This window comes from Mucilaginibacter sp. OK098, assembly GCF_900142915.1.
GTDB lineage: Bacteria > Bacteroidota > Bacteroidia > Sphingobacteriales > Sphingobacteriaceae > Mucilaginibacter.
Window position 1 is genome coordinate 514590 of the sequence record NZ_FRCM01000003.1, and the last position, 11887, is coordinate 526476.

The 11887-nt window shown below is 42.3% G+C and carries 12 protein-coding genes; 11 read left to right on the forward strand and 1 reads right to left on the reverse strand.

Annotated features, from left to right (window positions below; all coding sequences use genetic code 11):
* Positions 1-78: 78 nt before the first annotated feature.
* The 10 genes from BUE31_RS12410 (at position 79) to BUE31_RS12455 (ending at position 10463) form a co-directional block, all read left to right on the forward strand.
* A complete protein-coding gene (locus BUE31_RS12410; RefSeq protein ID WP_073403839.1) occupies positions 79-822 on the forward strand; it encodes an electron transfer flavoprotein subunit beta/FixA family protein in 744 nt (247 codons plus the stop codon).
* A gap of 55 nt (positions 823-877) precedes the next feature.
* Positions 878-1855 (forward strand): electron transfer flavoprotein subunit alpha/FixB family protein, encoded by a 978-nt coding sequence (locus tag BUE31_RS12415; protein WP_073403841.1) that lies wholly within the window; start codon positions 878-880, stop codon positions 1853-1855.
* A gap of 8 nt (positions 1856-1863) precedes the next feature.
* Positions 1864-2307: an acyl-CoA thioesterase gene (locus tag BUE31_RS12420; RefSeq protein ID WP_073403843.1), complete on the forward strand. Its 444-nt coding sequence runs from the start codon at positions 1864-1866 to the stop codon at positions 2305-2307.
* Between the two features lie 29 nt (positions 2308-2336).
* Positions 2337-2603 (forward strand): acyl-CoA-binding protein, encoded by a 267-nt coding sequence (locus BUE31_RS12425; RefSeq protein WP_083619786.1) that lies wholly within the window; start codon positions 2337-2339, stop codon positions 2601-2603.
* A gap of 234 nt (positions 2604-2837) precedes the next feature.
* Entirely contained in the window at positions 2838-3290 is a 453-nt protein-coding gene (locus tag BUE31_RS12430) for a DUF2147 domain-containing protein (RefSeq protein ID WP_083619789.1), read from the forward strand.
* Positions 3291-3334: 44 nt separating this feature from the next.
* Complete coding sequence (locus tag BUE31_RS12435; protein WP_073403845.1) at positions 3335-5716, forward strand: 3-hydroxyacyl-CoA dehydrogenase/enoyl-CoA hydratase family protein; 2382 nt, start codon at positions 3335-3337, stop codon at positions 5714-5716.
* Positions 5717-5743: 27 nt separating this feature from the next.
* Positions 5744-6919, forward strand: a complete 1176-nt coding sequence (locus tag BUE31_RS12440; protein WP_073403846.1) for an acetyl-CoA C-acyltransferase — start codon at positions 5744-5746, stop codon at positions 6917-6919.
* A gap of 32 nt (positions 6920-6951) precedes the next feature.
* A complete protein-coding gene (locus BUE31_RS12445; RefSeq protein WP_073403847.1) occupies positions 6952-8766 on the forward strand; it encodes an AMP-dependent synthetase/ligase in 1815 nt (604 codons plus the stop codon).
* Between the two features lie 8 nt (positions 8767-8774).
* Positions 8775-9551, forward strand: a complete 777-nt coding sequence (locus BUE31_RS12450; protein ID WP_073403848.1) for an enoyl-CoA hydratase/isomerase family protein — start codon at positions 8775-8777, stop codon at positions 9549-9551.
* Positions 9552-9557: 6 nt separating this feature from the next.
* Positions 9558-10463, forward strand: a complete 906-nt coding sequence (locus tag BUE31_RS12455; protein WP_073403849.1) for an SDR family oxidoreductase — start codon at positions 9558-9560, stop codon at positions 10461-10463.
* Positions 10464-10475: 12 nt separating this feature from the next.
* Here BUE31_RS12455 and BUE31_RS12460 read toward each other — a convergent pair whose 3' ends face one another.
* Complete coding sequence (locus tag BUE31_RS12460) at positions 10476-11225, reverse strand: DeoR/GlpR family DNA-binding transcription regulator (protein WP_073403850.1); 750 nt, start codon at positions 11223-11225, stop codon at positions 10476-10478.
* An 85-nt stretch (positions 11226-11310) separates the two neighbouring features.
* On the opposite strand from BUE31_RS12460, the gene BUE31_RS12465 reads away from it, so the two are divergent.
* On the forward strand, positions 11311-11847 hold the full coding sequence (locus BUE31_RS12465) for a 5' nucleotidase, NT5C type (protein WP_073403851.1): 537 nt from the start codon (positions 11311-11313) through the stop codon (positions 11845-11847).
* Positions 11848-11887 lie beyond the last annotated feature (40 nt).

Sequence of the window (11887 nt, forward strand, 5' to 3'; positions counted from 1 at the left end):
GAAGATGTGGCGGGTCTGCCCGCCGGGTTTGATGATATTAAATAGTAAAAACAGTTCCAAAAAAACAAGAATTTAATAATGAAAATATTAGTGTGCATAAGCCAGGTGCCGGATACCAGTACTAAAATTATATTAAAAAATAATAACACCTCGGTTAGCAGTGATGGAGTTACCTATGTAATTAACCCCTACGATGAATGGTATGCATTGATCAGGGCGATTGAACTAAAGGAAAGCGGGACTGCCAATGAAATTCACCTGGTAACTGTAGGGAAAGCAGATGTTGAACCTATAATGAGAAAAGCGCTGGCATTAGGTGGCGATGAAGCCATCCGTATTGATGCAGAGAGCAATGATCCGAATGAAACCGCAAATCATATAGCGGCATACGCCGCCGGGATTGGCTATAACCTCATTTTATGCGGTAAGGAATCAATAGATTATAATAATGGCACTACCGGGGTTATGCTGGCCGAATTGCTCGGCATGGATTTCCTTGGCTTCGCAACTGATATCCAAATCGAAGCAGGCACAGCCATAGTAAAACGGGAAATAGAAGGCGGTGAAGAAACTGATGCCTGTAGTTTACCGATGGTTATTTCCTGTCAAAAAGGCGTGGCAGAGGCCAGGATTCCAAATATGCGGGGGATAATGGCTGCACGTACCCGTCCTTTAAAGGTGATCGCACCTGCTGCACAAACACCTTTAACTGCTATTTTATCTTATGAGCTACCTCCGGCGAAGACGGGCATTAAATTGATAAGCCCGGATAATATGGACGAACTTATCGACTTGCTGCACTCTGAGGCTAAGGTTATTTAATTTTATTTTTTGACCCGGAGGCTTGCCGGGAACATCTTAACTAAAAAACTTAAAAATGTCTGTAATTGTATTAATAGAACATACTGGGGGAATTATAAAAAAGAAAAACTTTGAGGCTGTGCAATATGGCGCACAGATAGCTCAAAAAATGGGGACTACTGTAACTGCTCTTGTTTTGGGCAGCATTGCTGAGGCTGAAATGGAAAGCCTTGGCGAATATGGCGCAAAAAAGGTATTGCATATTGCCGATGGCCGATTGGATGAATTACATGCGCGAGCCTGCGCCGCCGCATTGGTGGCCGCTGCAAAAAAAGAAAACAGCAAAGTAATTATAACCTTACATGACATTAACGGCAGAACCATTGCACCGCGGGTTGCCGTAAAATTAAATGCAGGCCTTCTAGCCGGTGCGCTTTCATATCCTGATACGGAAAACGGATTTGTGATAAAAAAAGCGGTGTTTTCAGGTAAGGCATTTGCCTATGTAAATATCATAAGTGATGTAAAGGTAATTATGCTGATGCCTAATACCTTTCCGCCAAATAAAGTTGAAGGGAAAGCAGTTATAGAAAAATTTGATGTAAGCTTTGGCGAAAAGGATTTTGGAATAAAAGTTAAAGAAGTAAACAAAGTGAAAGGTGAAGTACCTCTTTCTGATGCAGAAATGATAGTTTCAGGAGGCCGTGGCATGAAAGGCCCGGAAAACTGGGGTATATTGGAGGATTTGGCAAAAGAATTGGGCGCCGCCACAGCATGTTCACGCCCTGTAGCCGATTCGCACTGGCGGCCGCACCATGAGCATGTGGGCCAAACAGGTGGTACGGTTCGTCCTAATTTATATATCGCGGTAGGGATCTCGGGTGCCATTCAACACCTGGCAGGGGTTAATGGTTCAAAAACTATTGTGGTGATTAACAAGGACCCCGAAGCTCCATTTTTCAAAGCAGCCAACTACGGCGTTGTAGGCGATGCACTGGAAGTTTTACCCCGGCTAACAGCTGCCGTTAAAAAGTTTAAAGAACAGCGTAAATAATTCAGATTATGGATTTTTTCTATGAAGGGCAGGTATTATGGTCGCAGATTGATGCTAACCAGCACATGCGGCACACCGCCTATGCGGATTTTGCTGCACAGGCCAGGCTAACTATGCTTGAAAGCTTAGGCTTAAAGCCATCAACTCTCTATAAGTTTAAAGTCGGCCCTGTGTTATTCAGGGAAGAGCTTATTTACTTGCGTGAGATAGGCCTCAATGAACACATTAAGGTAACCTGCGAAGTCACTAAATCACGCCCCGGTGGCTCCCGCTGGTCTATCCGGCATGAGTTATACCGCGGTGATGGCGTTAAGGCAGCGGTAATTACTGCGGATGGCGCCTGGATTGATATGGAAAAACGGAAACTGGTTATACTGCCAACCGAGCTGAGTGATTTATTTATGAATGCACCCCGGAGCAGCGATTACGTTGAAGAAGCCGGTAAGGCTTAACTAAATCTGACTAATAAAAATAAATAATAATGGATCTGAAAGATGCTTTTGAAAAAGCCGTTAAAGAAAGTAAGGAATTACCATCCAAGCCGGATAATGAAACATTACTGCGCTTATATGGGTTATATAAACAGGCAACCGAAGGAGATATAAATACAGAAAATCCTCCGGGAATGTTTGATTTTGTGGCTAAGGCAAAATACGATTCATGGTTAAAGCTAAAAGGCATTACTGCCGGTGATGCTATGCAACAGTATATCAGCCTTGTAACACAATTATCAAATAAAGTTAGTTAACTTTAAAGTTCCGAAATATTGACAAATGTTTCCGCCATTTAGACCTTTATAAAACGCTGCCAAAAAGGATATTTGTTACTATAAACCAATACTAAATTATTTAATCATTTATAGTTCTGTCAATTTTTTTAAGAGATAGCAACTTATACAGGGAGCTATAGTTGGCTGGCTCTGTAAGTATGCATATAACTCAAAAAAGAGGAATCAGATTATTTAACATTAATACCTAAAACAATGTCAGTAACAAGAAAACATTTTATCCGGTTGATATTAGTCATATTAACTTTTATTTCGGTGAATATCAGCGCAAAAGCGCAGGCTGATAAAATTGAAGGGCTGTGGTATAACGATATAAAAAGCGCCAAAATACAAATCACAAAAGAGAGTAACGGTAAGTTTTATGGCAAAGTGGTATGGCTTAAGGAGCCTTTAAAAAACGGCAAGCCTAAAGTTGATGAACTGAACGCTGATGAAAAACTACGCACCAGGCCGAGGTTGGGTTTACAAGTGCTGACTGATTTTGTAAAAGATGGGGATAACAAGTATACCGACGGGAAAATTTATGATCCGAACAATGGTAAAACGTATTCCTGCAATATTACTTATAAAGGTAAAGCATTAGCGATCCGCGGATATATTGGCATTTCACTTTTCGGGCGCACAACTACCTGGACGCGTGTAGAATAAAAGCATAAACAAAATTAAAAATCTAAAAAAAACCAGCATATTCTATGGATGCTAAACGAATAATAAAAAAGGTTGCGGTATTGGGATCGGGAGTAATGGGCAGCCGGATTGCCTGTCATTTTGCAAACATCGGCTTACAGGTGCTATTGCTTGATATTGTACCTAAAGATGCCCCTGGGGATGATAAAAAAGCCCGGAATAAGATTGTTAATGATGCGCTGGATTTTGCTTTAAAATCAAACCCCTCGCCTATCTACCTTAAATCATTCGCCAAACGTATAGTAACCGGGAATTTTGAAGATGACATGCCCAAAATTGCGGACTGCGATTGGGTAATTGAAGTAGTGGTGGAACGTTTGGATATTAAGCAAAAGGTATTTGAAAACGTAGAAAAACACAGGAAAGCCGGAACGCTGATCACTTCAAACACATCCGGCATCCCGATACATTTAATGACCGAAGGCCGCAGCGCTGATTTTAAGCAGCATTTTTGCGGGAGCCATTTCTTTAACCCGCCCCGGTATTTAAGGCTGCTGGAAATCATCCCTACTAAAGATACGCTACCTGGAGTAGTAGATTTTTTAATGGAGTATGGCGAGAAATACCTTGGCAAAACTATGGTGTTAGCCAAAGATACGCCTGCATTTATTGGTAACCGGATAGGCATTTTCAGTATCATGAGTGTTTTGCACTATGTGGAAAAAACGGGGATGACCGTTGAGGAGGTAGATAAGCTTACCGGGCCGGTAATAGGGCATCCAAAATCAGCAACATTTCGCACAAACGATGTGGTTGGGTTAGATACGATGGTGCACGTTGCCAATGGGTTATATCAAAATGCACCAGGTGATGAAGCAAGGGAATTATTCAGGATCCCTGCCTTCGTTGAAGGTATGGTAAAAAATAATTGGCTGGGAAGCAAAACCGGCCAGGGCTTTTATAAAAAAGACAAGGTTGACGGCGTAAACCAGTTTTACGCGCTCGATCTGAAAACACTTGAATATAAGCCCTCGCAAAAAGTAAAATTTGCGGCACTTGAAACCACTAAAGCAGTTGAGAGCCTGAAAGAGCGGCTAAAAATTCTTGTTGCGGCTAAAGATAAAGCCGGTGATTTTTACCAGGCTACCTTTTACCAGCTATTTGCTTACGCCAGCAACCGGATCCCCGAGATTTCGGACGAACTTTACAAAATAGATGCTGCTACCAATGCCGGGTTTGGCTGGGAAATGGGCCCCTTTGAAAAATGGGATGCCCTGGGCGTTGAGGATACATTGAAACAGATGGAAGCGGCCGGGGATAAACCTGCAAAGTGGGTATATGATATGCTTGCATCCGGTGCAAAAAGCTTTTATAAAATTGAGAATGGTAAACGCCTGTATTATGATATCCCATCAAAAAGCTACAAGGTAATTGCGGGTACAGAAGGTTTTATTCTACTGGATAATATCCGCGCAACAAATACGGTATGGAAAAACAGCGGCGCCACCATTACAGATCTTGGCGATGGCATACTTAACCTGGAGTTTCATACTAAAATGAACACGATTGGCGGTGAGGTGATTGAAGGCATTAATAAAGCCATCACCCTTGCCGAAACAAGTTACAAAGGCCTGGTTATCTCCAACGAAGGTGCAAACTTCAGTGCCGGCGCAAACGTAGGCATGATATTTATGATGGCTGTTGAACAGGAGTTTGATGAACTGAATATGGTAATAAAAGCTTTTCAGAATACCATGATGCGGGTTCGTTATTCGTCTATTCCGGTTGTTGTTGCCCCGCACCAGATGGCATTGGGCGGCGGGTGTGAAATATGTTTGCATGCGGATAAAGTAGTTGCCCATGCCGAATTGTATATGGGCCTTGTGGAGTTTGGAGTTGGCTTGATACCAGGCGGTGGCGGAACAAAAGAATTTGCCTTGCGCCTGTCAGACGAATTACAGGAAGGCGATATCGAATTAAATAATTTCAGGGACAGGTTTTTAACTATAGGCCAGGCAAAGGTATCAACATCGGCGTATGAGGCTTTCGAATTTGGGTATCTTAAAAAAGGCAGGGATGTTGTAGTTGTATCCCGTAACAGGTTGCTGGCCGAAGCAAAACAGCACTGCCTGATGATGGCTGATGAAGGATACGTACAGCCAATCCCGCGCAGCGATATCAGGGTGATGGGCAAACAAGCTCTTGGCTTGGGCTATGTAGGCGCCAATACCATGTATAGCGGTAACTACATCAGCGAGCACGATGTAAAAATTTCTCAAAAACTGGCTTATGTACTTTCGGGCGGCGATCTTTCGCAGCCTTCGATCGTAAATGAAGAATACTTATTGGGTTTGGAGCGCGAGGCCTTTGTTTCGCTTTGCGCCGAAAAGAAAACGCTTGAACGGATCCAATCTATTTTAACAGGCGGTAAAGTATTAAGGAACTGATTTTTTGACTGATAAAACTTAAAATAAATGAATGCATATATAGTGGCAACCAGCCGTAGTGCTGTTGGAAAAGCTACCCGGGGCGGATTTAGGTTTACCCGGCCGGATACGCTTGCCGCGGATGTTATTAAAAATTTGATAGCGTCGGTACCGAACGTAGATAAGGAGCAGATTGAGGACGTGATTGTAGGCAATGCTACCCCCGAAGCAGAACAGGGCCTAAATGTAGCCCGGCTGATCTCGCTGATGGCGCTGGATACCGATAAAGTACCAGGGATGACCGTAAACCGCTACTGCGCTTCAGGTTTGGAAACTATCGCCATCGCGTCAGCAAAAATACATAGCGGCATTGCCGATTGCATTATTGCCGGTGGTGTTGAAAGTATGAGCCTGATCCCCATGGGGGGCTGGCGTATTGTTCCCAATGCTGATGTTGCTCTTGCACATCCTGATTATTACTGGGGTATGGGCCTTACAGCCGAAGCCGTTGCAAAGGAATATAAGATCAGCCGTGAAGATCAGGACCAGTTTGCTTATAACTCACATCAAAAAGCTATCAGCGCCATAAAAGAAGGCAAGTTTAAAGATGAAATAGTGCCTGTAAATATCATAGAAACCTATGTTGATGAGAACGGCAAGAAAAAGAACAGGGAGTTTAAAGTTGATACAGATGAAGGCCCGCGCAGCGATACTTCAATTGATGCATTGGCTAAACTTAAACCGGTTTTTAACGCAAAAGGTGTAGTTACAGCCGGAAACTCATCGCAAACAAGTGATGGGGCGGCTTTTGTAATGGTAGTTAGCGAAAGGTTTTTAAAAGCGAATAATTTAAAACCTATTGCACGCCTGGTTAATTATGCTGTTGTTGGCGTTCCGCCGCGCATTATGGGTATAGGCCCGCTTTTAGCTATCCCCAAAGTACTTAAAATGGCGGGCATGAAACAGCAGGATATAGAGTTGATTGAATTAAATGAGGCCTTTGCTTCACAATCCCTGGCTGTAATTAAAGGATTGGACCTTGACCCGGGAATAATAAATGTAAATGGCGGCGCTATTGCGCTTGGTCACCCGCTTGGCTGCAGCGGCGCCAAACTTTCTGTCCAGCTTTTTAATGAACTTAAAAGGCGGGATAAAAAATATGGCATGGTTACCATGTGTGTTGGTACGGGGCAGGGCGCGGCGGGAGTGTTTGAATTATTATAGGGATAACCTTTATCTAAATAACAGTTGCACGCATGGAAAAAGCGACAAGATTGTTTGATTGCATAGCAGCCCAGGCCAAAGAGCCCAAAGCTGATCTTTTAAATGCAAAAGTGAATGGCGCATGGAAATCATACAGCACAGTGGAAGTGCATGATATGATTTACGAGTTAGCCGCAGCACTTTTGGATCTGGGTGTTTCGCAGGGCGATGGCACAACGGAAGGGCGCGATAAAATTGGCCTGATCAGTAACGGGCGGCCAGAATGGTTAATAACCGATTTGGCGGTACAGCTTATTGGTGCGGTTTTAGTGCCCTTGTATCCTAATACCAACACGAAGGAGATTGAACAGATCTTAAAAGAGGCCGAGGTTAAATATGTATTTGTAAGCAATAAAGACCTTTGCGATAAAGTAAATGAAGTACATATAAATGTTCCATCGTTAAAAGCAATTTTCACATTTGATGAGGTAGACGGCTGTACCAATTGGACTAAACTATTTAAGCCGTTGCAGGAAGTTTTCAGTCAAAAAATAATAGCGATAAGCAATACCATAAAAGAAGATGATGTAACAACTATTATTTACACGTCAGGCACTACCGGGCGGCCTAAGGGCGTGATGCTTACTCATAAAAACATTTTGAGCAATGCCATTGCTTCGGGGGATGTACTAGCCCAGATCCCGATAGCAGAAAAACGTGCGCTGAGCTTTTTGCCAATGAACCACATTTTTGAAAAGATGTGCACCTATATCTATCTCTTCTTTGGATTTTCCATTCATTATGCCGAAAGTATGGATACCATCGGCATCAACATGAAAGAGGCAAAGCCTTATATTTTTACCGCTGTACCCCGGTTGCTGGAAAAAGTATTTGAAAAGATCATGATTGAGGGCCAGAAGTTAACCGGCATTAAAAGAAAGATCTTTTTATGGTCGATAAAAGTGGCCGAACAGTTTGAAATTAATAATACCAGCGCCGGGTATAAAATTAAGTTAGCCATTGCCGATAAATTGGTTTATAGTAAATGGCGGAATGCAATAGGCGGAAATGTAAAAGCAATAGTAATAGGAAGCTCTGCCTGCCCAATTAAGCTTGAAAAGATTTTTACTGCTGCAGGTATGGTTGTTTTAGAAGGTTACGGGCTTACTGAAACTTCGCCGGTAATTGCCGTTAATTACTATGATAAAAAGGGCAGAAAGTTCGGCACCGTAGGGCCCCTGCTTGGTGGTGTACAGGTTAAGATTGCCGATGATGGCGAAATACTTTGCAAAGGCCCCAATGTTATGGCGGGATATTATAAGAACCCCGAATTAACGGCAGAAGTATTACAGGACGGATGGTTTTATACCGGCGACATCGGCGTACTGGACCAGGATGGCTTCCTGAAAATAACCGACCGCAAAAAAGAGATCTTTAAAACATCGGGGGGTAAGTATGTGGCTCCGTTGCCTATTGAAAATAAGATGAAAGAGAATCATTTTATTGAGCAAATGATGGTTGTTGGCGCCGAAAGGAAATTTACAGCAGCGTTGATCGTACCTTCTTATACCAATTTAAAACCATGGTGTAAGCAAAACGACATCTCTTTTTCATCCAATAAACAACTCATAGAGGATAGCAGGGTAATTGCTTTATACCAAACAATAGTAGATGCTTTTAATCCTGAATTTAATCATGTTGAGCAGGTAAAGAAAGTTACATTACTCGCTGATGAATGGTCAATAGATAGCGGCGAACTTACCCCAACAGGGAAAATGAAACGGAAAGTCATCACGGAAAAGTACAAAGCCGAAATTGACAAAATGTATGCCGGCCAGATAAGTGAAAACCCATCCCTTGTAAATTAATTAACCCGATGAGCACATTTCAAATAACCATTAACGAAGGACTGGCCGTAATTACGCTTGACAGAGGGCGTTCAAACCCAATAAACCATCAAATGGTTAAAGAGTTAACCAGCTGTATAAAAACACTGGAGAACGATGATAGTGTGGGTGGTTTGATTTTAACAGGCAAAGAAGGCTTTTTCTCTTCGGGGATAGACCTGATTGAAGCTTATGATTACAGCGAGGAGCAAAGCAGGGAATTTTGGGTTGATTTTTTAGCGCTGCAAAGTGTATTGGTGGCTTTCAAAAAGCCAATGGTAGCCGCTATAAGCGGTCATAGCCCTGCAGGTGGTTGCATATTGGCCATTTGCTGCGATTACCGGGTAATGGCAGAAGGAAAATTCATCATCGGGTTGAATGAAATTCCGGTAGGGATTATCATTCCGGATACTGTTTTTAATTTATATTCATTTTGGCTTGGGCAGCGCAAGGCCTATCAATATTTGATGGAGGGTAAACTGCTTAATATAGATGAAGCGCTTGAAGCCGGGCTGATAGATGAAATCAGCACTCCCGAAAACTTAATGAATGCGGCTGAGGTTAAGATTCGGGCTTATATGAAATTAAATACGGTTACCTGGGGCCAGAGTAAATTAAATTTACGCAGTGGCCTGATCAGCAGTTTAAAAACAGATCAAACCGATACTTTAAATAAAATGCTGGAACAATGGTGGGCGCCTGCAACCAGGAAGGGCCTGCAAATGATGATCCAAAATTTAAAATCAAAAACCACGTCTACTAATTGATTGATAATGACTGATCCTACAACTATAAAAGATACTACAGCGCCTGAAGCTGCTAAAGGAATGCTAAGGGATGATGCTTTAAAAGGGAAAACCATTATAGTAACGGGCGGCGGTACCGGCCTGGGCAAGGCTATGGGCACTTACTTTTTAAGATTAGGCGCTAACCTGATTATTACCAGCCGGAAGCTGGACGTGTTGAAACAAACAGCTGCCGAAATGGAAGCTGAAACCGGGGGAAAGGTATTACCTGTTGCCTGTGATGTGAGGAAGTATGAGGAAGTTGAAAAGATGCTGCAGCAATCTATTGAGGCTTTTGGCCGGGTTGATGTATTGTTGAATAATGCGGCAGGTAATTTTATTTCACCTACAGAGCGCTTGTCGGCAAACGCATTCTCAGCTATAATTGATATTGTATTAAAGGGTTCGGCCAATTGTTCACTGGCATTGGGTAAATATTGGATCAGTGAAAAAATCCCCGGCAACATATTGAATATTATAACAACCTATGCTTTTACAGGGTCTGCCTATGTTGTACCGTCGGCTTGTGCAAAGGGTGGTGTTTTGGCCTTAACCAGGTCATTAGCGGTAGAGTGGGGCAGGCACCGGATCCGTACCAATGCCATTGCTCCGGGGCCATTTCCAACCAAAGGGGCATGGGAAAGGCTGCTTCCCGGAAACATGGCTCAAAAGTTCGATTTTAAAAACAGGGTACCCCTTAAGCGGGTAGGCGAACACCAGGAACTGGCCAACCTGGCAGCTTTTCTGGTGTCTGATTTTTCAGGCTATATAAATGGTGAGGTGATCACTATCGACGGCGGCGAATGGCTACAGGGAGCGGGTCAGTTCAGTGCACTTGAAATGATCCCGCCTGAAATGTGGGATAGCATTGAAAAATCTACCCGTTCTGCATAATCCGGCATATTTTTATTTAATCATTATCCCGGCATCTTTAAAACCGGCCAGGTCAGCCAGGGAGGGATCTTTTTCAGTAATAAGCACATCAATTGCATTGGCGGCACATACATAATAGGGATCAGAGGCGCCTAATTTTTCGTAGGTGGATAAAGCTATGATATGTTTTGATGTTTCGATCATTGCCCTGTCAACCAAACTTTCCTGGTGGTCAAATCCGGTTATTCCTACTTTTAAATCAATGCTGCAAATCCCAAGCAGGCATATATCAGCCCTGAAATTGCGGATAGCTTCAATGGTTTCGTACCCGGTTGTTGAAAAACTGTGTTTATTTAGTTGGCCGCCGATAAAAAATACCGTTACATTAGGGTAATCTTCTAAAATTGACACAATTGGAAAGCTGTTTGTTATAACAGTCAGGGCTATTTCCTTTGGCAGGGTACTTACTATCGCGGTTGTGGTAGTTCCGGCATTAATCAAAAGCACCTGGCCTGGTTTAATAAACTCCAGTGTTTTTTGAGCAATTACTTTTTTATGCTGTGTATCAATATTTTGACGCTCCTTAAAATGCGGATGTACTGGAGAGCCTATAATAGCGCCACCGCGAACCGCTTTCAATAAGCCTTTATCCGATAATTCTTTAATATCCCTTCTTATTGTATCGGTTGATACGTTAAGCAGCTGGCTTAAGTCGTCAAGAATAACTTTGTTATCTTTTGCAATTTGTTCAACTATTTTTTGAAGTCGCTCGGCTTTCAACATAAAACAAAGATAACAACAAATTAACAATTGCAACACTTTGCATTATAATTATGTTTATTTGCAAATATTTGCATAATATTGCGACATGAAATCATTAAAAAGAATTGCGGTAGATATGGATGGTGTTTTAGCAGACACCGATTCGCACTTTATAGCATGGTATTACAATATTTATGGCATTAAAGTTCCGTATGAAGAATTACTGGGCAAACCCGAAGGCGAAGGCTTCCCTGAAAAAGGCGCTGCTCGAAAATTTGCATTCACACCCGGTTTTTTCCGTACGCTTCCGGTAATGCCAGGCGCAATTGAGGCCATAACCGAATTGATGAAGGATTATGAAATTTATATTGTATCGGCAGCTATGGAATTTCCACAATCACTTCCTGAAAAGCACGAATGGCTGCAGCAGCATTTCCCTTTTATATCATGGAGAAATATTGTTTTTTGCGGGGATAAGAGCCTGATCAATGCAGATTATATGATTGATGATCACCCTAAAAATTTAGATAATTTTAAAGGAACAACCATTATGTTTCATGCTGCGCACAATGCAAACATTACCCATCACCAAAGGGCAAATACCTGGAATGAAGTTATGGCATTGCTAAAAAGCGATAATTAAAATCTAGCGGGATTTTTATTTATTTTTATAAAATCAATCC

Bases quoted from the DNA above. Each gene is read 5' to 3' on its own strand.
- BUE31_RS12450 (WP_073403848.1), top strand. From the start codon at position 8,775: ATGAGCACATTTCAAATAACCATTAACGAAGGACTGGCCGTAATTACG.
- BUE31_RS12425 (WP_083619786.1), top strand. From the start codon at position 2,337: ATGGATCTGAAAGATGCTTTTGAAAAAGCCGTTAAAGAAAGTAAGGAA.
- BUE31_RS12435 (WP_073403845.1), top strand. From the start codon at position 3,335: ATGGATGCTAAACGAATAATAAAAAAGGTTGCGGTATTGGGATCGGGA.
- BUE31_RS12420 (WP_073403843.1), top strand. From the start codon at position 1,864: ATGGATTTTTTCTATGAAGGGCAGGTATTATGGTCGCAGATTGATGCT.
- BUE31_RS12445 (WP_073403847.1), top strand. From the start codon at position 6,952: ATGGAAAAAGCGACAAGATTGTTTGATTGCATAGCAGCCCAGGCCAAA.
- BUE31_RS12455 (WP_073403849.1), top strand. From the start codon at position 9,558: ATGACTGATCCTACAACTATAAAAGATACTACAGCGCCTGAAGCTGCT.
- BUE31_RS12465 (WP_073403851.1), top strand. From the start codon at position 11,311: ATGAAATCATTAAAAAGAATTGCGGTAGATATGGATGGTGTTTTAGCA.
- BUE31_RS12440 (WP_073403846.1), top strand. From the start codon at position 5,744: ATGAATGCATATATAGTGGCAACCAGCCGTAGTGCTGTTGGAAAAGCT.
- BUE31_RS12460 (WP_073403850.1), bottom strand. From the start codon at position 11,225: ATGTTGAAAGCCGAGCGACTTCAAAAAATAGTTGAACAAATTGCAAAA.
- BUE31_RS12415 (WP_073403841.1), top strand. From the start codon at position 878: ATGTCTGTAATTGTATTAATAGAACATACTGGGGGAATTATAAAAAAG.
- BUE31_RS12430 (WP_083619789.1), top strand. From the start codon at position 2,838: ATGTCAGTAACAAGAAAACATTTTATCCGGTTGATATTAGTCATATTA.
- BUE31_RS12410 (WP_073403839.1), top strand. From the start codon at position 79: ATGAAAATATTAGTGTGCATAAGCCAGGTGCCGGATACCAGTACTAAA.